Annotated in this window: 17 protein-coding genes; 15 read left to right on the forward strand and 2 right to left on the reverse strand. The window is 61.3% G+C overall.

The window, feature by feature from the left end:
- Positions 1-16: 16 nt before the first annotated feature.
- The 11 genes from LGH74_RS18950 to LGH74_RS18995 all read left to right on the forward strand — a co-directional run bounded on the left by LGH74_RS18950 (position 17) and on the right by LGH74_RS18995 (position 11,433).
- On the forward strand, positions 17-964 hold the full coding sequence (locus LGH74_RS18950; RefSeq protein ID WP_226178045.1) for a hypothetical protein: 948 nt from the start codon (positions 17-19) through the stop codon (positions 962-964).
- A gap of 184 nt (positions 965-1,148) precedes the next feature.
- On the forward strand, positions 1,149-2,255 hold the full coding sequence (locus tag LGH74_RS18955) for an OmpA family protein (RefSeq protein ID WP_226178047.1): 1,107 nt from the start codon (positions 1,149-1,151) through the stop codon (positions 2,253-2,255).
- 144 nt (positions 2,256-2,399) lie between these two features.
- Positions 2,400-2,867 carry a DUF1572 family protein gene (locus tag LGH74_RS18960; RefSeq protein WP_226178049.1) on the forward strand — a complete coding sequence of 156 codons (468 nt, stop codon included), beginning with the start codon at positions 2,400-2,402 and terminating at the stop codon, positions 2,865-2,867.
- Between the two features lie 50 nt (positions 2,868-2,917).
- Positions 2,918-3,733, forward strand: a complete 816-nt coding sequence (locus tag LGH74_RS18965) for a polysaccharide deacetylase family protein (RefSeq protein ID WP_226178050.1) — start codon at positions 2,918-2,920, stop codon at positions 3,731-3,733.
- 105 nt (positions 3,734-3,838) lie between these two features.
- Complete coding sequence (locus tag LGH74_RS18970) at positions 3,839-4,621, forward strand: isocitrate lyase/PEP mutase family protein (RefSeq protein WP_226178052.1); 783 nt, start codon at positions 3,839-3,841, stop codon at positions 4,619-4,621.
- On the forward strand, positions 4,621-5,712 hold the full coding sequence (locus tag LGH74_RS18975; RefSeq protein WP_226178054.1) for a bifunctional transcriptional activator/DNA repair enzyme AdaA: 1,092 nt from the start codon (positions 4,621-4,623) through the stop codon (positions 5,710-5,712). Before LGH74_RS18970 ends, LGH74_RS18975 begins: the two co-directional genes overlap by 1 nt.
- A gap of 200 nt (positions 5,713-5,912) precedes the next feature.
- Positions 5,913-6,047: a hypothetical protein gene (locus LGH74_RS24935; protein WP_262904702.1), complete on the forward strand. Its 135-nt coding sequence runs from the start codon at positions 5,913-5,915 to the stop codon at positions 6,045-6,047.
- Positions 6,048-6,308: 261 nt separating this feature from the next.
- On the forward strand, positions 6,309-6,941 hold the full coding sequence (gene bamJ, locus LGH74_RS18980) for a BamJ family beta-barrel-assembly machinery protein (RefSeq protein WP_226178055.1): 633 nt from the start codon (positions 6,309-6,311) through the stop codon (positions 6,939-6,941).
- Positions 6,942-7,034: 93 nt separating this feature from the next.
- On the forward strand, positions 7,035-7,604 hold the full coding sequence (locus LGH74_RS18985) for a hypothetical protein (RefSeq protein ID WP_226178056.1): 570 nt from the start codon (positions 7,035-7,037) through the stop codon (positions 7,602-7,604).
- Positions 7,605-7,717: 113 nt separating this feature from the next.
- Complete coding sequence (locus tag LGH74_RS18990) at positions 7,718-9,661, forward strand: KUP/HAK/KT family potassium transporter (protein ID WP_226178058.1); 1,944 nt, start codon at positions 7,718-7,720, stop codon at positions 9,659-9,661.
- A gap of 200 nt (positions 9,662-9,861) precedes the next feature.
- Entirely contained in the window at positions 9,862-11,433 is a 1,572-nt protein-coding gene (locus LGH74_RS18995) for a S8 family peptidase (protein ID WP_226178060.1), read from the forward strand.
- A gap of 76 nt (positions 11,434-11,509) precedes the next feature.
- Here the strand turns inward: LGH74_RS18995 and LGH74_RS19000 are convergent, their stop codons facing one another.
- Positions 11,510-13,309, reverse strand: coding sequence for a M61 family metallopeptidase (locus LGH74_RS19000; protein WP_226178062.1), 1,800 nt, complete (start codon positions 13,307-13,309; stop codon positions 11,510-11,512).
- 214 nt (positions 13,310-13,523) lie between these two features.
- On the opposite strand from LGH74_RS19000, the gene LGH74_RS19005 reads away from it, so the two are divergent.
- The 4 genes from LGH74_RS19005 to LGH74_RS19020 all read left to right on the forward strand — a co-directional run bounded on the left by LGH74_RS19005 (position 13,524) and on the right by LGH74_RS19020 (position 16,894).
- Positions 13,524-14,417: a C40 family peptidase gene (locus tag LGH74_RS19005; protein ID WP_226178064.1), complete on the forward strand. Its 894-nt coding sequence runs from the start codon at positions 13,524-13,526 to the stop codon at positions 14,415-14,417.
- 646 nt (positions 14,418-15,063) lie between these two features.
- Positions 15,064-15,504, forward strand: a complete 441-nt coding sequence (locus LGH74_RS19010) for a DUF2147 domain-containing protein (RefSeq protein ID WP_226178065.1) — start codon at positions 15,064-15,066, stop codon at positions 15,502-15,504.
- A gap of 126 nt (positions 15,505-15,630) precedes the next feature.
- On the forward strand, positions 15,631-16,071 hold the full coding sequence (locus LGH74_RS19015) for a DUF2147 domain-containing protein (RefSeq protein ID WP_226178066.1): 441 nt from the start codon (positions 15,631-15,633) through the stop codon (positions 16,069-16,071).
- 193 nt (positions 16,072-16,264) lie between these two features.
- Positions 16,265-16,894 carry a hypothetical protein gene (locus LGH74_RS19020; protein WP_226178067.1) on the forward strand — a complete coding sequence of 210 codons (630 nt, stop codon included), beginning with the start codon at positions 16,265-16,267 and terminating at the stop codon, positions 16,892-16,894.
- A gap of 58 nt (positions 16,895-16,952) precedes the next feature.
- Here LGH74_RS19020 and LGH74_RS19025 read toward each other — a convergent pair whose 3' ends face one another.
- Complete coding sequence (locus LGH74_RS19025; protein WP_226178068.1) at positions 16,953-18,953, reverse strand: M1 family metallopeptidase; 2,001 nt, start codon at positions 18,951-18,953, stop codon at positions 16,953-16,955.
- Positions 18,954-19,031 lie beyond the last annotated feature (78 nt).

The raw sequence follows: 19,031 nt of genomic DNA on the forward strand, positions 1-19,031 counted from the left end.
CACCATCCTCTCTGCTATGATCTTCAAACACGCACTTACCTGGTCCCTGCTGCCTTTCGCGGCGCTGCTGGTAGCGGCCGGCTCGGCTCCCGCGCCTACCGCTACGCTCGCCGTGGCTCCCTTCACCCAGGGCATCATCACCACCCGCGTATCGTTGCCGGGCAACCCCTACGATAAGCTGCTCAGCAAGCTCGACCCGGCCAAAGGCAACATTCAGGGCCAGATGCAGCAGTTGGCGGCCAGCCTCACCCCGGCCGAGCAGCAGCAGCTGCAAACCGAAGCCGCCAAGCTCAGCCCAGCCATGACCATCGGGGCCATGATGCTGCCGCGCAAGGGTACGATCTACTGCCGGGGCCAGGAGGCCCGCGCCACCACCGACGCGCTAACCTACCACCTGGAAAACTACTTCAATAATGCCACCCACAAAGGCTTGCTGCTGATGGCCTCGCAATCGACGCCCCAGACGGTGAACTACACCTACGATGCCGCCTCGGTGAAGAAAACCTGGCAGAGCATCGTGGTAACGGCCCAGGACTACACCGCCAAAACCAGCACCGAAACGGCCCTGGTATCCGGCTACCCCAGCCAGAAAACCACCTACACCCTCAAGCCCGGCGCCGCTGAAACCACCTCCCCCGAGCCCGGCCAGCTGCCCAACAAGCCCACCGCCCTCGACGTGTGGACTTCGGCCCAGATTCCGCAGAGCCTCAACTTTGCCCACCCCGTGTACGTGGCCGAAACCCACGGCATCACCCGCCTGGTGGTGTATTTCGACAAGGAGCGTAAGCAGCGCATGGTTTACGAGTTTGCCAGCGTGCAGCCCAAAGCCATTACCGACCAGGACCTCAAGATCAAAACCACGGCTCCGGTGCTCGACTACGCCAAGGATGAAATGCAGGTGGGCATGAAGATGCTGGCCCTGATGCTGGGCGGCGGCCCGCAGCAGTCCGGCTCCGACGAATAGGCCTGCGCCGAAGTCCCACCACCGTTTGTTGAGCACTGCCTCTACCGCGCCGCCCGCAATCCGGGCGGCGCTTTTGTTGCCAACCGATTGAACCGCGTTGTTGCGACCGGGCTGGCCGCGTATTGCCGTAGCATGTATTTTCGGGGCTTCTTTCCGTTTTATAACTATAGCTATTGACAACGGCATGAAACACCATCGGCTCTGGCTGCTTCTGGCAGTGCTGCTCTCATCCTTCACCGCGCCAGCGCAGTCGTTATCGGGTATCTGGCAGGGCGTGGAAACCGATACCGGCGAGGCCGACAGCAATTGGCCGGCCGTGCTGCGGCTGCAGCAAGCCAAGGCAGGCAGCCTGTTTGGGGTGCTCTACCAGGAAGTGGGTGGCTTGCCCGGCATCACGGCCACGTTCCAGGTAAAAGCCACCCGCACGGCGGCCGGCCTGCGGCTCGAGCACGTGCGCAAGCTCAGCGAAACCGGCCGCACACCCTTCAGCTACTGGTGCGAGGGCTACATCAGCTTCACCTACGACGACGCCCAGGAAAAGCTAACCGGCCGCGCCACCTACCGCCCCGTCGGCGACTGCGACGTGGGCACCTTCACGCTCTACCGGGTTAAGCTCAAATCGGCCGAAACGGTACCGGCGGCCACCGAAACCACCATCCGCGTGTCGGGCCGCAACGTGCGCTGGTACGCCGATGCCAGCCTGAAACAGCCCGTGGCCACGGGCAACACCTACCGCACACGCCTGACCAAAACCACTACTTTCTACCTCACCCAGGGCTACTACCCTACCAGCCAAGGCGCTGTAGTGCCCATCACGGTGCAAGTGAAAGGCAGCCCGCCGCCGAAGTCTGCGCCCGCCAAGCCCACACCGCCCGCCGCCCCGGCCCCACTGGATACCGTGCGCCCGGCCCCGCTGCCCCCGCTCGATACGGTGCGCCGCCCGGTGCTGCCCCCACTGGCCGCCACGCCCGTGGTACTGCCTACCGTGCTGTTCCGGCTGGGCACGGCCGAGCTGCTGCCCGAGGGCCAGCCCGCCCTGGCCCAGCTGGCCACCGAGCTGCGGGCACGCCCGGCCCTGAAAATCCGGGTGCTGGGGCATACAGACCGCATCGGGGAGCCGCAGAAAAACCTGGTACTGTCGGAGCAGCGGGCCCAGGTAGTGAAGCAGTACCTGGTGCAGGCCGGCATTGCCGCCGAGCGCATCGGCACCGCTGGCTACGGCGACACCCGCCCGCTTTATCCCTCGCCTGATGCCCGCAACCGCCGGGTGGAAGTGCAGCTGGTGGAATAAGCATCGGCCGCCGGGCGCAGACTTTCTCGCCCCGCCGGCAGGAGCCGAAACTGCGTGAATCCGGCCGGACTCCCCGATTCGCGGGCGGCTCTTATATTCATGGCCCGAACGCACACCCTGTTCTTTACCCGATACGTTCCACTTATGCTCTCCGAAACCTTACGTCTGCTCTTTAGCCGCGACCTGAGCCGATTGACGCACGAAATAGAAGCCTACCAGGATGAAGCGCAGCTTTGGGTGGTCGAGAAAACTATAGCCAACTCGGCCGGCAACCTCTGCCTGCACCTGGTCGGCAACCTGAATACCTATATCGGTGCGGAGCTGGGCGGCGTGGCCTACACCCGTAACCGGGACCTGGAATTTTCTCTAAAGAACGTACCCCGGGCTGAGTTGCTAGCCAAGGTGGCCGAAACCGCCCGCATCGTCGACCATGCCCTGCGGGAGCTGCCCCTGGCGGCTATGGCGCAGGAGTATCCGCTGCTGGTCTTCGACGCCAAAACCTCGACCGAGTATTTCCTGGTGCATTTGGCCACCCACCTGGCTTACCACCTGGGCCAGATCAACTACCATCGTCGCCTCCTAGACCGCTCCAAACCAGCCGGCCGCGCCTAACAGCCCCGCGGAAACGTTTGGCTGCCCACCCTGTATCGATTCGCCTTGCTATGATAAAACATCAGCTCCTGACCGCGGCCCTGTTGCTCACCGCTGCCGCCAGCCCCGCCCAGTCTTCCAGCTCCTGGAACAACAAGCAGTGCGCCGTGGTGCTTACCTACGACGACGCCATCGACGTGGACCTGGACAACGTGGTGCCGGCCCTCGATTCGTTTAAGCTGCGCGGCACGTTTTACCTGATTGGCTCCTCACCGGTGGTGGCCCGGCGGCTGCCCGAGTGGCGGAGCGCGGCCCAGCGCGGCCACGAGCTGGGCAACCACGCCCTGATGCACCCCTGCGACGGCAGCCTGCCCGGCCGCGGCTTTGTGACGCCCGACAACGACCTGAGCAAATATACTGTGAGCCGGGCCGTGAGTGAAGTGCGCGCCAACAATGTACTGCTGAGCGCCATCGACGGCAAAACGGCCCGCACTTTCGCCTACCCCTGCGGCGACCTGACCATCGGCGGCGTCCGGTTCTACGATCAGCTTCAGAACGATTTTGTGGCCGCCCGGGGCGTCAGGGCCGGTCTGCAAACGGCCCCGCAGGTAGATTTGACCAATATCAACAGCTACATGATTAATGGGCAGTCGGGCGACTACCTGATTGACCTGGTGAAGCAGGCCGAAAAGTCGCACACGCTGCTCGTGTTCCTGTTTCACGGCGTAGGCGGCGGCCACGCGCTGAACGTGGATCTGCAAGCCCACCGCCAGCTGCTGCGCTACCTCAAGAACCACGAAAAGGACATCTGGGTAGCGCCGATGGTGGAAGTAGCCGCCAACATAAAAGCTGCCCAGCCGGGGGTGCCTGCCACACCACTCCGCTAAAGCCGCCTCCTAAGCACTCTTGCTGGCCTATGGCTAAAAAAATGCTTGTCTGTTTTTCGGTTGCGGCGAGCTGTCGACAGCATGTTCCTTTGCTCAAAAAAGAACATGCTCACTATAACTGCCGCACAGGTCTTCCGCCAGCTCCACTACCAACCCCAGCCTTTGTTGCTGCCCAACGTGTGGGATGCCCGCAGTGCCGCCGCGTGCCAGGCGGCCGGCTTTGCGGCGCTGGGCACTTCCAGCGCGGCCATTGCCAGTATGCTGGGTTACGAAGACGGTGAGCAGATGCCCTTCGCCGAAATGCGCTACGTGGTAAGCCGCATCTGCGCCAGCACCACTCTCCCCGTTACCGTTGACCTGGAAGGGGGCTACAGCCGCAGCCCCGAGCAGATTGCCGCCCACGTGCTGGAGCTGGCCCGGCTGGGCGTAGCCGGCATCAACCTGGAAGACTCCGTAGTATCGGCCGCGGGCCGCCAACTGCAGCCAGCCGATACCTTTGCTGACATTCTGCGCACCGTGCGGGCTCGTTGCCGGCAGCAGCAGCTGGATATCTTCCTCAACGTGCGCACCGACACCTTCCTGCTGCTCATAACCGGCCAGCTGGCCGCCACTCAGCAACGGCTGCACCACTACGAAGCGGCCGGCGCCGATGGGCTCTTCGTGCCCGGCTTGCTGAAGCTGGCCGACGTCAAGGCAGTCTGCGAGGCTACATCGTTGCCGGTCAATGTAATGGCGCTACCCGGCCTGCCGGAGGTAGCCGCTCTGGCCGCCGCCGGGGTAAGGCGTATCAGCATGGGTAATTTTCTGTTTGAAGCCGTAGCCGCCCGCCAGCTGCACCTAAGCCAGCAACTGCGGCAGCAGCAAAGTCTCACCGCCCTATTTGCCTAATGATGCTGCTGAAACCGACACTCCCAGCCCCGCCGCTTTCCGCCGCCGAGTGCTACCAGGCACTGCTGGCCAAGGACGCCGCTTATGAGGGGCGCTTTATTGCGGCTGTAAAAACCACGGGCATCTTTTGCCGCCCCACCTGCACTGCCCGCAAGCCCAAGCCCGAAAACGTGGAATTCCTGGCTACCGCTAAAGAGGCCCTGCTGCGTGGCTATCGGCCTTGCAAGGTGTGCACGCCGCTGGAAGCCCGGGATACCACGCCGGGCTACATTCACGAGCTGCTGCAGGCGCTGACCCGGCAGCCCGGTACCCGGTTTTCCGACCAGGACCTGCGCCGCCAAGGCCTGGAGCCCGCTACGGTGCGGCGCTGGTTTCTGCGCCAGCACGGCATTACCTTTCAGGCCTACCAGCGTCTGAACCGCATCAACCAGGCGTTTCAAAAGCTGCAAACCGGCGTTTCGGTGACGGACGCGGCTTTCGAGAGCGGCTACGAGTCATTGAGCGGCTTCCAGGATTCCTTCAAGGCGGTATTCGGCGTGGCCCCTTCCCGCAGCCGGCAACAGCACGCTATGCAGCTCACCCGGCTGGAAACGCCCCTGGGCACGATGCTGGCCTGCGCCACCGACGCGGGTATTTGCCTGCTGGAGTTTACCGACCGGCGGGGGCTGGAAACCGAGCTGAAAGAGTTGGCCCGAAAACTCAATGCCACGGTGCTACAAAGCCCCAATCCGCACTTCGAGCTGCTGCGGAGCCAGCTGGCCGAGTATTTTGCCGGCCACCGCCGCACATTCTCGGTCCCGCTGGTTACGCCCGGCACCGCGTTTCAGCAGGCGGTATGGCAGCAGCTGCACACCATTCCCTACGGTACTACCCGCTCCTACGCCCGGCAGGCCGCGGCCCTGCAGCAGCCCGGTGCCGTGCGGGCCGTAGCCGCCGCCAACGGCCGCAACCGGGTCGCCATTCTGATTCCCTGCCACCGTGTTGTCGGCACCGATGGCCACCTCACGGGCTATGGCGGCGGCCTGTGGCGCAAGCAGTGGCTGCTCGATCTGGAAAGCCAGCAGGTGGCCGAACCGCCGCTGGGCAGTTGAAAACCCGGCGCCGTTGCTGCCCGGCGGTTCCCGGCTGATTTTCCCACCTTCTGATTTGCCAGCGGGGTTTTGCCTGCCTGGTCCAACTGCTCGGAGCGACAGAAGCTACAAATTAGTTATGCTTGCATAACACTTTCTTAACCTTTCCGTATTATCTTTGTACCCAACAAGCTGAATTGCTTTTACATACCATTTTTGCCATGAAAAAGACCACTGCCTTCTCGTCGCTGCTGTTGCTGGGCGGCCTCGGCTCCCTGGGCTACCTCACTGCCCAGCTCAAAGACCTGAACCTGCATTTCGACCTGCGGGGCGAAGACCAGTGCTACTACTGCTAGGCGCCTCTACGCCAGCCAAATTCCCGACGAAGCCCCGCCCTGGCGGGGCTTCGCTGTTTTCGGGCCGGAAATAATCCGGCTGTCAGAATCAAGGTGTTAAGGTGGAATAAATAAAAAAACCACATCCATTCGAGCCGGTTTTCGGTACTTCACACTGCAGCGGCCCGCGCGGGGCGGCTGGTATTCTTTCACCCACCAAGTATTCCGGGGCTGTGCCCACCACGCTGCGCCAGCCCGGAAATCCGTAAAACGCACTGGTTTATGAACCTCAACAGCCTCCAGGAGCAAATCAGCTACATCATTGGGCGCGATTTGGCCCGCAATTTCGCCCAGCAGGGCCTCGATCTGGACATCGACGTACTGGCTGCCAGCCTTAAGGAAGGCCTGGCTGGCGCGCCCGTGCGCCTTAGCCAAGAGCAGATGCGCGCGGCCATGGAGCAGCTGCAGGCCCAGATGGGCGGCCCCGAAGAAGACGACGACACCCAAAACTCCCCTGATATGAGCAATAACAAGCAGGCCGGCGAAGATTTCCTGGCCGAAAACAAGAACAAAGCCGGCGTAACCACCCTGCCCAGCGGCCTGCAGTACGAAGTGCTGACCGAAGGCAGCGGCAAAAAGCCCGGTCCCACCTCGCAGGTAACCACCCACTACCACGGCACGCTGCTCAACGGCACCGTATTCGACAGCAGCTACCAGCGCGGCCAGCCCGCCACGTTCGGCGTCAATCAGGTTATTGCCGGCTGGACAGAAGCCCTGCAGTTGATGCCCGAAGGCTCGAAGTGGCGCCTGTACATTCCCTCCGACATGGCCTACGGCAAGCGTGGTGCGGGCCGCGACATTGGCCCCGACTCGGCGTTGATTTTCGACGTGGAGCTGCTCAAAGTCAACAACTGAAGCAGCCCTTCGGCTACCGCTAGTGCCACCCAGCCCCCGAGCTGGGTGCGCACCAGCACGGCCGAAGCTAAAAAACCTGTTTCACCGGCGCCCATGCCCGCTACCGAACCTCCATCGGCTGAACCACTACCCTCGCCTGCATCAGAGCCCGAACCGGCTCCGAAGCCAACGCCCGCCTTGCCACCCGCGCCCCTACCCACGCTGCGCAGCGAGAATGGCCGCCTGGAACTGACAGCCGACCGGCTGACGGTAAACGGGCAGCCATTTTCGCTACTGGAGCTGGAAGGCGTGGAAGTGCAGCCCGTGCGCTGGCTGCTGTGGTTTATGCTGGGTGGTCTGGTGCTGGCCGGCTTCACGCTGGCTTTTTTGCAAAACTGGCTGCGGACCATGCCCGCTATGGCCGGCATGGCCGCCGGGGCGCTTATTCTGGCCTATGGCAACCGAGGGGCTAACCGCCTGCGCCTGCATCGGCTCGGGCGCGAAGCCCTATATTTTTCTTTTCCGGGCGCTGCCGAGCCTTGGCTAAAGCTGGCCGCCGAAGCCAACCGGCGCATCCGGCAGCGGCACGACCAGGCCGCGGCCGAAGCAGCCGCGCTGTTGCAGGCCGAGGCCGATGCGGCTGCCCAGGCTGCCAGCTCCGAAGAACCTTTACCGACCAGCTAAGTAGTAGCACCAGGCGTTTTGCGCCGAACTTGCCTTCATCTTTGGTTTAGCCGGTTTGCCCTACCTTTGCCCGCTTTTATTTTTTGAGGCAAGCTTCTCCTTTTCCCCTTCTCATGGACGCCAAACATCGGCACACCGCCATTTCTACGGGTGGCTTACTGATTGCCCTCGGTATTATTTACGGCGACATCGGAACCTCGCCGCTCTACGTGATGAAGGCCATTGTGCCCGAGCTCATCGACCCACGCTTGGTGCTGGGCGGTATTTCCTGCGTACTCTGGACCCTGACGCTGCAAACCACCATCAAGTACGTGCTGCTCACGCTCAATGCGGACAACAACGGGGAAGGTGGCATATTCTCGCTCTATGCCCTGGTGCGCCGGCGGGCCGCTTGGCTTACGGTACCGGCCATTATTGGCGGGGCCGCACTGCTGGCCGATGGCGTCATTACGCCGCCCATTTCGGTTTCTTCGGCCATTGAGGGGCTAAAGCAGGTGTATCCGCACCTGACTCAGGACGTCATTGTCTACATTGTTATTGCCATTATTGCGGGCATGTTTTTCCTGCAAAGCTTTGGCACTCAGATAGTCGGCAAGGCTTTCGGCCCGATTATGTTTTTGTGGTTCGGGATGCTGGGCGTGCTGGGCGCGAGCTGGATTGTACAAAACCCAGAGGTACTAAAGGCCATTAACCCCTATTACGCCTACGAGTTGTTGGTGCATTACCCGGGCGGCTTCTGGCTGCTGGGCGCGGTATTTCTGTGCACCACCGGGGCCGAGGCGCTCTATTCAGACCTGGGGCACTGCGGCAAAGGCAACATCCGCATCAGCTGGGTTTTCGTGAAGACCTGCCTGGTGCTCAACTACTTCGGCCAGGGCGCGTGGCTTCTGGCCAACCAGGGCCAGCAACTAGCCGGCCGCAACCCGTTCTATGAGCTGATGCCCGACTGGTTTCTGCTCATCGGCATTGGCATTGCTACTATTGCGGCCATCATTGCCTCCCAGGCCCTCATTACGGGCTCTTTCACGCTGGTAGCCGAGGCCATTCGCCTCAATATGTGGCCTAAAGTGAAGCTCAACTACCCCACCGACGTGAAGGGCCAGCTCTACGTGCCCAGCATGAACCGCCTGCTGCTGCTGGGCTGCATCGGGGTGGTGCTATACTTCCGCGAGTCCAGCAATATGGAAGCGGCCTACGGCCTGGCCATTACCCTGACCATGCTCATGACCACCCTGCTGCTTACGGTGTGGCTGCGCACCAAGCGCGTGCCTATCATCGTCGTAGTGCTGTTTGCGGCCCTCTACGGCCTGATTGAAGGCTCGTTTCTGGTAGCCAACCTGATTAAGTTTCCGCACGGCGGCTGGGTGTCGCTGGCCATCGGCTCGGCTCTTATCGGGGTGATGTACGTGTGGCTGCGGGCCTACTACATCAAGCGCCGCCTGACGGAATTCGTGAAAATCGACCCGTATATGGACGCGCTGAAGCAGCTCAGCGACGACGACTCGGTGCCCAAATACGCCACCCACCTCGTGTTTATGACCTCGGCCGAGCGGGCTTCCGAAATTGAGTCCAAGATCATCTACTCCATCTTCCAGAAGCGCCCCAAGCGGGCCGACATCTACTGGTTCGTGCACGTCGATACCACCGATGAGCCCTATACCATGGAATACAAAGTGGTAGAGCTGGCTCCCGACGATGCCTTCCGCATCACCTTCCGGCTGGGCTTCCGCGTGGAGCAGCGCATCAACCTCTACTTTCGCAAAGTGGTGGAAGACCTGGTGCGCAACAAGGAAGTGGACATTACCTCCCGCTACGAGTCGTTGAGCAAGCAGCACGTTACCGGCGACTTCCGCTTCGTGGTGCTGGAGAAATTCCTGTCGGTGGAAAACGACTTCCCCATCGTGGAAAAGCTGGTGATGCAGGCCTACTTCTACATCAAGCAGTTCATTGCCTCCGAAGACAAATACTTCGGGCTCGACACTTCCTCGGTGAAGGTGGAAAAGGTGCCGATGGTGATTACGCCGGTGCGCGACGTGGCCCTGAAACGGGTGATGTAGAAATATATAGCCCCCGCCGATGGATTCGGCACGCCTAAAAAAGCCCCGCTGGTTGTCAGCGGGGCTTTTTCATTTTTCAGCCGGCACCAGCTACGATTTGAGGGCCAAAAAGTTATGCTAGCAGCATATTGTATTTGACCTATGTTTTGCTTCCATTCGCCTAGTACACTGTTCTTTCCAACCCAAACACCCACAACACTATGCGTACCACTACCCTTTCCGCCGCGCTCGGCGCGGCCCTGCTATTGGCCGGCTGTCAGCAGGAAGCCAACCAACAACTGCCCCAACCGGCCGACAACCCCAAGGAGGCCCTCAGCGCCCAGCAGCTCGATGAGCAGATCATCAGCAAGCTCAGCCAGACCGGCGTCTTCAATTGGAACGAGGCCACGCCCCACTTCGTCTGGAGCGCCCTTACCCGTTCCGACTACGTGCTGTCGGTGGGCTACCAGCCGGCCGGCTGCGGCTCCTATATTCCCGAGGATGCCGCCACCGACCCGGCCTGGCAGGCAGCCCGCCAGCAGGTGCTGAGCCTGATTCTGGCCGAGGAACGCAAAGCCCGTCCCGAGCTGACGCTGACCGACCTGATTGCCTACCAGGAAAACGTGCTACCCGTGCTCGACGTGACGGTGCGTGAGCTGAGCACCATTCAGAAGCTACGCGCCTCCAAGCTGGTGCGCTACGCCGAACCCATTGGCTACGAGCCCAACCGGCCCGCCGCTACCACGGCCAACAAAGGCACCGCCGCGCTCAGCAGCAGCGGCTGCGGTAGCAATACGGCCACCGCCGGCCTCGTGGCCGGCTCCGACTACACGGTGCTCAGCAACGGCAGCAAATCGAGTTGGAACCAGGCCGACCAGTACCACGGCATCCGGGCCAGCTGGAGCCAGAGCACGGGCCAAGGCATTAAGATTGTCATTATTGACTCGGGTTCGTCTGATGCACAGGAGAATCTGGGCGCGGCCTTCAACCAGGGCTTAAGCAGCGGCCGAACCATTGAGCGCCTCGTGACCCTGCCGCGCAACTCCATCTTTGGCATTCCCTACGGCGACGCCGAAACACCCAACGACGGCTGCGGCCACGGCACCAGCATGGCCGGTGCGGCCGCCGCACCCCGCGGCACCGACGGCGCCTCGGTGGGCGTAGCCTACAACGCCAGCCTGATAACCATCCGGGCTGCCGAAGACGTGTTTATCGACGGCAGCCGGGAAGTAAAGGGCGTGTCGGATGCCTACATCCTGGCCGGCAACCGGGCCGATGTGCGCATCATTTCGATGAGCATGGGCCGCCTGACCAGCTCGTCGCAGATGACGGACGCCATTCGCTACGCTTACGGCAAAGGCAAGCTCATCTTCTGCGCCGCCGGCACGTCCTTCGACTGGAGCGCGGGCATTGTAGGCGTCATCTACCCCGCTTCCCTGCCCGAAGCCGTGGCCGTAACGGGCGTGAAAGACAACCTGACCACCCGCTGCGACGAGTGCCACACCGGCTCCGACGTCGAATTTACGGTGGTGATGCAGCGCACCAGCAACGACCGGCGGCCCCTGACGCTGGCCATGAGCGGCGACGCGCCCAGCACGGTGGGCGGCTCGTCGGTGGCTACTTCCAGCATGGCCGGCATGACGGCCGTGGTCTGGGCGCGCTACCCCACCGAAAGCCGCGCCCAGATTATGAGCCGGCTGGTGGCCAACAGCAGCAACCGCAACGCCCGCAGCAGCAGCTTCGGCTGGGGCCGGGTGAATGTGGGAGCCGCCGTGGGCGTTTTGCCGCTGTAGCTCTGGGTTGTTTGCCAATAGAAAAGGCCCCGGAGAAATTCTCCGGGGCCTTTTTTGCATCAGGAAACCAGTGCGCTTACTTGGTGCGCAGCCACTTGTTGAACACCGTTTGCTGGGCGGCCGTGGGGCTGGGCAGCTTTTCGATGCGGTAGCGCTGGGTGGTGCTGGCCGTGAGTGGGAAGCTCACTTCCTTCATCTGCCCGTCGCGGTTTACCAGCAGTGTGATGGGCGTGCCAGCCGGCGCCCCGGTCAGCAGCTTGTTCACGTCGTCCGTCACCCGGGCCCCGTTCAGGGCTAGCACCTCGTCGCCCACGCTCAGGCCGCCCTGCCAGGCGCTGCCGTTGCGCACCACGCTCGTCACCGTAAACTTGCCGCCCGCGGTGCTCATGTTGGCGCCCAGGGCAGCATCCGCCGACACCGGCGCGGTCGTCAGCGTAAGGCCGGCGTAGCCCAGGGCCGTGTTGTAGGGCAGCGTTTCGGTGCCGTACACGTTTTGGCGGAAGAAGCCGTCGAAGCGGCGGCCGGCTACTTTGGCTACGGCATCCTGGTACTCGTCGTCGGTGAAGCCCCGGCCCAGCTTTTTGTAGTACTGGTCGTAGAGGTAGCGCATCACGTCGTCGAGGCTTTTCTGGCCCTTGGTTTCGTTGATGATCATCAGGTCCAGCACGGCCCCGATAACCTCACCCTTGTCGTAGTAGCTGATGCCGGTGTTCTGCGAGTTTTCGTTGGGCCGGTAGTACTTGATCCAGGCGTCGAAGCTCGACTCGGCCGCGGCCTGCTGCTTGTTGCCGGGCGTATTCTCCACCCGGCTGATGCCGTTGCTGAGGTCGGCCAGGTAGCCCTCGGGCGTTACGAAGCCGGCCCGCTGCACAATCAGGTTGCTGAAATACTCGGTGCCGCCCTCACTCACCCACAGCATGTGCGTGTAGTTTTCCGCATCGTAGTTGAACGGGCCCAGCGCCACGGGCCGGATGCGCTTCACGTTCCAGAGGTGGAAATACTCGTGGGCCACCAAGCCCAGGAAGCCTTTCCAGCCTGCTTCCGAGCTATAGGCATTGCGCGAAACCGACAGCGTGGTCGAAAACAGGTGCTCCAGGCCGCCGGTGCCCCGGTCGATGTTGTGAATGATGAACAGGTAGCGGTCCAGCGGATTCTGGCCCACTACGCGGTGCGCTTCCTCGCAGGTACGCTTCATGTCGGAGAGCAGGCGGGCCTCGTCGTATTTGGGGTTGCCAAACATGGCAATGGTATGCGGCGTGCCGTTAGCCTCGAAGGTGAGCACCTTGTGCGTCCCGATTTCGATGGGCGAGTCGGCCAGTTCGTCGTAGTTGGCCGAGCGGAACGTGTTGGGCGCACCGGCTGATTTGAGGCTGGTGCTCACCTGCGTCCAGCCTGGAGCCGGCTGCACCGTGAGGGTGCTGGGCAGCTGCTGACCCTCGGCGGGGTACATAAACACGCTCGTGCCGTTCAGATAGCCGTGGGCAGCATCGATAAAGCTGGTGCGCACGCTCAGCTCGAAGGCGTACACGCGGTAGTGCACCGTGAAGTTCTTGGCGCCGGGGTGATACACGCGCCAGGTGTTCTTGCTCACCTTCTCGGTGCGCAACGACTGGCTGCCGGCTTTAGCCTCGAAGCCTTCCACGTTTTTGGCAAACTCCCTCACCAGGTACGAGCCCGGGGCCCATACCGGCATCTTCACGTCGGTGAATTGCTTGCTGAACCCGTCCAGGGCCATGTCAACTTCAAAGTAGTGGGTCTGCGGGGCCGGCATCGACAGCGTGTAGCGCAGCGTGGAGGCCGCCATAGCCGGGGCAAACCGGCTGAGCAGCAACACCGCGGCTACGGCCAGCAGCCGGCGGAAAGAGGAATGCGTCATGCGGAAAGAAAGTGAGAAGAGAAACAAACCGGCACGCCAGGTGCCACCATTCCGACGCTAAAAACCGGCCGGGGTTGCAAGATACTGCCGAAAACCAGCCTTGGCACCGCCATTTATGTATAGCCTGTCGGAAAATTTCCGAGGAACCCGCACCTAAGCTCTACCGTTAGGGCAGTGCGGCCCCGATATTTCCTGGAGCCTATATTTCCCCAACATGCGTTACGTCTGGCTTACATTTCTTATCCTGGCAGCAGGAATTCTGGCTTTTTTCGGCTGGCCGCGCTTTCATAAGGCGCCCGGCCGCACCCTGGCCATCGTAAGCACCGACTTGCCGGCCCGCCCGGTGTCCGATACCATGCCTGCTGCCTCCGCCGCCAGCCCCGGCGAGCCGCCGGGCGCCGACCGCCTCATTGCGTTTGCCATGGAGCAGTTGGGCTCACCCTACACCTATGCCGGCACCACCCCCAACGGCGGCTTCGACTGCTCCGGCTTTCTGATGTACGTCTACGGCCACTTCGGCATTGCTGTGCCTCATTCTACGGCCCTGCTTATCAATGCTGGCCGACCCGTGGAGCGTGAGCAGGCCCGCCGCGGCGACATGGTTATTTTCACGGGCACGGCCAAAACTGCCACCACACCTGGGCACGCGGGCATCATTATCTCGGAGCCTGGGGAGCCACTGCGTTTCATTCATTCTTCGTCGGCCCGGCGCGAGTCAGGCGTGAAAATCAGCCAAGTGGAAGGCACCGACTACGAGCGGCGCTTTATGGGCATCCGGCGGGTGCTGGATGGCACCGTTACGGCCACCGCCGCTTCTCCTGCTCCGGCGGACCGCCGCGTAGTACCGGTAGCCACGCTCAAGCCCAAAACTCCGAAAGTGGCCACCAAGCTCGTGGTAGCGGCTCCCAAAGTGCGGCCGGTAGCCCGTAAAGCGAAGGCCAAGTCAGTGGTGAAGGTGAAAAGCGCTGCTAAGCGTTCTTCAACTACCAAGGCTAAAACCAGCCCTGCCCGCCGCACCGCTACGCGCGCGGTGGCGAAAAAGCCCGTAGTAAAGAAGCCGGCAGCCAAAAAACCGGCCACGAAAAAGCCCGTTACTTCCCAGAAGTAGCGGGCCAGAGCAAAGCCAGAATTGGCTATAAAAAACGATACCCGGTGCGCCTATGCAGAACTTCACAGAGAAGCTGCTGGGCGAACCGGGTATCTAATCCTTCAAATCTTACCAAGCGACGAGTCTGGGGTACAGCCCCGTCATCCTTCGAGTAAGACCTTGCCAGAATGCGGGAACCCGCCCTGAAGGGCTAACAGAGGTTCCGCGCGAAAGCTGTTGTTAAGCGCGTCCGGCGGTGAAGCGGACTACATTCGACAGGCTTGGCAGGATTTGTTTGGGACTACTAGACATTTTGTACCTCCTTTCTTTAGATCCGACATCCCCCATCGGCGCTACCCAGCACCTTAGGGCTGCTTGGATGGGGTCGTAGCACTCACTACTGGTTGGTAAAGTTAAAAGCCCCTGGGATGGTTCAAAATAAAAAGCCCTTTTTCTCGGGGCTTTACTGGGCTTTTGAGCCATAGAACTGAGGATCAGTCGGTTTTTTTTGTAAATATTTTTCAGCCAGGCACTATTTTCTGCTTTCCACGGCCTTGGCCTCAAACTTGCAATTCAGGATTTCTACAATGAAAAAGGTGCGCATACCGCGTATCTGCGAGTTTTCTCCTATCTTTTTCCCGTCAACACCCCACTCACCTTTATTTCCATGAAAAAAACCCTGTTCCTCTGCCTGGCTTTGCTGCTTGGCTTCACGGGCATTGCTTCGGCCCAAAAACTCTCGCCCCTCGGTATCTGGACCAACGAAGAGAAAAAGGCCACCTTCGAAATCTATCAGCAGGGAGACAAGCTCTTCGGCAAAATCGTGTCGCTGACCGTGCCCAACGACCCGGCTACCGGTAAGCCCAAGCTCGACTCGCAGAACCCCGATGCCAAGCTGCGCAACCGCCCCCGGCTGGGCTTGGTGTTCATGAAGGACTTCAAGAAGGACAGCGAAAACAAGTGGGACGATGGCACCATCTACAACCCCGAGGATGGCAAAACCTACTCCTGCTACATGAAAGTCCTCAACGCCAACACGATGGAAGTGAAAGGTTACATTGGCTTCTCGCTCATCGGCAAGTCGCAAACCTGGACGCGGGTGAAATAAGCCCCACTGCGGCCCCTATAGTACCGGCGACGCCCCATTCGGGGCGTCGCTTTTTTTGTGCTACCTTCCTTGCCGAAACTTTACCGGCCTGGCCCCGGTTTAGGTTGCCCTTCCCCACCACCCGCCTTGAAAAAGCTCCTGCCCGGTCTGCTGCTCGTATTGGCCTGCTCTTTCGGAGCCCGGGCCCAGGCTGTGGCACCCCTCGGCGTGTGGGCCGACGACACGGGCGAGTCGCATATCGAGATATTCCGGTGCGGCGAAACGCTGTGCGGCCGCCTGGTGTGGCAGCAGCAGCCCCAGGAAAGCAATACCGGCCGACCCAAAGCTGATACCCGTAACCCCGACCCGGAAAAGCGCGGCCAGCCCCTGCACAATCTGACTGTGCTGCAGGGCCTGCGCTACAACGCTGCCACCGAACGGTGGGAAGATGGCCAGATTTATGACCCGCACAACGGGCGCACCTACTCCTGCTACGTGAGCCTGGTGAGCAAAGACAAGCTGGAGCTGAAGGGCTACATCGGGTTTTCCCTGATTGGCCGCTCCCACTACTGGCTGCGAATAAAGTAGCCGAGCTCATAGGCTGATTGGCTGCGACTTAATGGCCCAGGCTGGAGAATAATGCCTTGTTATTCGGTAGTCGGCCCAGGCGCCAGCAACAGCTACAGAAGGGCAAAGACGAATTTTGAGCGGCCAGGGCTGCATGCCACGCCAAAACCTATTGCCTGTCCCGGGTGTTTCTTCTCAAACCCATTCCCCTCCCTTGTTTTCCTTTTTAAAGAAGATATTCTCTGCCGGTCAGGCCGCGGGCCCAACCAGCTGGCAGCCGCTGCTTCGTACGCCGGCGCAGCAGCGTGCCCACAAGCAGTGGGTGGCGCAACAGGTGTATCTGAACTGGATGGGGCCCTTCTTCAAAGCATACCACTTCCAGAAAACCGGGGTGTGTGCCCGGCAGCTCCGGGTACAGCTGCTGCAGCAGGAAGGCCGCCAGGGCGCGCTGTTTTTCTACGACCCCAGCATCGGGCCCGGCAACTTCCGTCACCTCTTCGACTTCATTCGGGACCGGGTGCTCACGCAGGGCTACAACGTGTCGGTGTCGGATAAGCGGCTGGCCAAACACGAGCGGTACGCCGAGTGCATCGAAAAGCACTTCCTCAAGCCCCTGCCCAACGACTGCACTGCCACGGGCCGCTGCAACCAGCGCTTCGGCAACGTGACGGTGGATTTGGTCAGCATTAACGGGCAGCCGGGCTTCATCCGGTTTTTCGCCAACCCCTACCACGACACGATTTTCACGCCGCCCACCTCGTTCGACACGCTCATGGACGCCGTGTTTAATCTGCCTCCCGCCCCAACCGATGTCCAAAGCCTGATTGGGAAGTATTATAAGTAAAAAAGCCTCTTCGAATATCCGAAGAGGCTTTTTTTATGGCTTATAAGCACTACCGAAGCTACTCCCGCATGAAGCGGGCGAAGGACGTGACACCCTCGGGCGTAGTGAGGCGCAGGTGGTAAAGGCTAGGCGTTAGGGGGCTGGTGTTGAGCTGGCTTTGGGCCACTCCTACTGCTTGGCGCAGCACCACGCGGCCCGTCATGTCGGTTACCTCGGCCTGGGCTGTGCGCATGGTTAGGTTGGTGAGCTGCAGCATTTCCCGGCACGGGTTGGGGTACACCGTCAGGGGCAGCATGGCGGCGGCCGCTTTGGTAGCCAGCGTATTGTCGCGACTCACCACGCCGCTGCCGTTGAGCAGCCACTGGTCGGGGTCGAGCTGAATGCTGGTGATGGTGCCGGCCACGGGCAGGGTAAAGGAGGTTTCGGCCAGGCTCTGGCGCAGGCGTACCACCTGGCTGGTACCGTTGCTGTAGTTGATTTTGTAGTCGAGCTCGGTATCGAAAAACGGCGTTATCGAGGCGGCCGATACGGCTTCTGTCGATTTGATGTAGAGCGAGCTACCCACCTGGTTCCAACGCACGGTAAACGTTGGGTAGCCTTCACCCTGCACCCACTGGCGGAAGAAGTAGTCGAGCGAGCGGCCGGCTTCGGCCTCAAACACGCGCTGCATATCGATGGTACGGGCAGTGCTGCCGGCGTAGCGCGTTTGGTAGGTGCGCAGGGCCCGGAAAAACTTCACGTCGTCGTTGAGCAGGTAGCGCAGCATGTGCACCACGGTGGCGCCTTTCTTATAGCTGAGGCGGCTGCTGAAAATGCGGCCCACGTTGGTCGTGTCGGGCACCAATACGCTACCGCTGGCGGCCTGCATAGTAATGGCGTGGGCGTTATCCATCCAGGTGCGGGCGCCGGCGGCCGTCGAGAAAGCCTGCAGCGAAAGGTATTCGCCGTAGGAGGCAAAGCTTTCATTGAGCCAGATATCCTTCCAGGAAGCACAGGTAACGTTGTCGCCGAACCACTGGTGGAACAGCTCGTGGGCCGTAAGCGTGAAGGTGAAGCCGTCCTGGGTGGTCATGGTTTGGTGCTCCATGCCGCCGCCGATGGGCCCCATGGAGTGGCCGTATTTTTCCTTGGCAAATGGATAGAGCCCGACCAGCGACGAGTAGTTCTCGATGAAGCCCGGAGTGCGGTCTATTTCGGTTTTGTAGTAGTTGAGCGCGGCCGTATTATAGACGTAGTTCACAATCGGGATGCGCGGACCACCGGCCGGGTTGGCGTAGTTGACATACTCGATATACGGGGCCACGGCCACCGAAATCAGGTAGTAGTCAATCGGGTAGCGCGACTTCCACTCGTAGCGGCTTTTGCCGTTAGGCTGGGCCGAAACGCGCTCCAGAATGCCGTTGGAGCCCACTTTGTTCAGGCTGCTGGTTGTTACCCACACGTCTGACGAGTCGGCTTTGTCGGTTAGCACCTGCTTGCAGGGCCACCACTCGTAGGCGTTGAAAGGCTCACTCAGGCTCCAGGTCACACTCACGCCGAAGTCGGGGTCAATATCCGTGTCGAGGGCATTGCCGATGGCGGCGGAGTTACCGTTCGGGGCCGTGCCGCGGTAGTAGATGTAGGCATCGAAGAGCGAGCCGGCAGCCACCGGCTCCGCCAGGCGCACGGTTACGTCGCCGGCGGCGCGGCGGGTGCCCACCGCTTTTTTGCGGTTTACCACCACCGAGTCGATAGTGAAAGTCGGGTAGAGCTCAAAGGCCAGCGAATCGAGGGCCGGGCCACTCAATGCCTTCATGCGCACTGAGCCGCCTACGGCGCGGGAGTTGTTTTCCAGCGCAATGTCCAGCTTGTAGTACTTCACGTCGTAGCGCTCCATCTTCTGGCGGTGGCGCACAGTGGTAGCGGGCTGCCGGAGCGCAGAGTTCTGGTGCAGCCGGGCACAGCTACGCGCGGCGGTACCGTCGAGGTCGGCCGGCTGGGGCTGGTAGGTGGGAATCTGGGCCTGGGCGGCTCCTACCAGCAGCAGGCTGGCCAGTAAGGAGTAAAAAAAACGATGCATAGGGTACGGAAAATGAATACCGGCGGGGCAGCCAGTCGGCGGCCCGGATAAGCATTGCCAAGATACGAAGCCGTGGAC

The organism is Hymenobacter lucidus, from assembly GCF_020447265.1.
Lineage (GTDB): Bacteria > Bacteroidota > Bacteroidia > Cytophagales > Hymenobacteraceae > Hymenobacter > Hymenobacter lucidus.

Bases quoted from the DNA above. Each gene is read 5' to 3' on its own strand.
- LGH74_RS18950 (WP_226178045.1), top strand. From the start codon at position 17: ATGATCTTCAAACACGCACTTACCTGGTCCCTGCTGCCTTTCGCGGCG.
- LGH74_RS18955 (WP_226178047.1), top strand. From the start codon at position 1,149: ATGAAACACCATCGGCTCTGGCTGCTTCTGGCAGTGCTGCTCTCATCC.
- LGH74_RS18960 (WP_226178049.1), top strand. From the start codon at position 2,400: ATGCTCTCCGAAACCTTACGTCTGCTCTTTAGCCGCGACCTGAGCCGA.
- LGH74_RS18965 (WP_226178050.1), top strand. From the start codon at position 2,918: ATGATAAAACATCAGCTCCTGACCGCGGCCCTGTTGCTCACCGCTGCC.
- LGH74_RS18970 (WP_226178052.1), top strand. From the start codon at position 3,839: ATGCTCACTATAACTGCCGCACAGGTCTTCCGCCAGCTCCACTACCAA.
- LGH74_RS18975 (WP_226178054.1), top strand. From the start codon at position 4,621: ATGATGCTGCTGAAACCGACACTCCCAGCCCCGCCGCTTTCCGCCGCC.
- LGH74_RS24935 (WP_262904702.1), top strand. From the start codon at position 5,913: ATGAAAAAGACCACTGCCTTCTCGTCGCTGCTGTTGCTGGGCGGCCTC.
- bamJ (WP_226178055.1), top strand. From the start codon at position 6,309: ATGAACCTCAACAGCCTCCAGGAGCAAATCAGCTACATCATTGGGCGC.
- LGH74_RS18985 (WP_226178056.1), top strand. From the start codon at position 7,035: ATGCCCGCTACCGAACCTCCATCGGCTGAACCACTACCCTCGCCTGCA.
- LGH74_RS18990 (WP_226178058.1), top strand. From the start codon at position 7,718: ATGGACGCCAAACATCGGCACACCGCCATTTCTACGGGTGGCTTACTG.
- LGH74_RS18995 (WP_226178060.1), top strand. From the start codon at position 9,862: ATGCGTACCACTACCCTTTCCGCCGCGCTCGGCGCGGCCCTGCTATTG.
- LGH74_RS19000 (WP_226178062.1), bottom strand. From the start codon at position 13,309: ATGACGCATTCCTCTTTCCGCCGGCTGCTGGCCGTAGCCGCGGTGTTG.
- LGH74_RS19005 (WP_226178064.1), top strand. From the start codon at position 13,524: ATGCGTTACGTCTGGCTTACATTTCTTATCCTGGCAGCAGGAATTCTG.
- LGH74_RS19010 (WP_226178065.1), top strand. From the start codon at position 15,064: ATGAAAAAAACCCTGTTCCTCTGCCTGGCTTTGCTGCTTGGCTTCACG.
- LGH74_RS19025 (WP_226178068.1), bottom strand. From the start codon at position 18,953: ATGCATCGTTTTTTTTACTCCTTACTGGCCAGCCTGCTGCTGGTAGGA.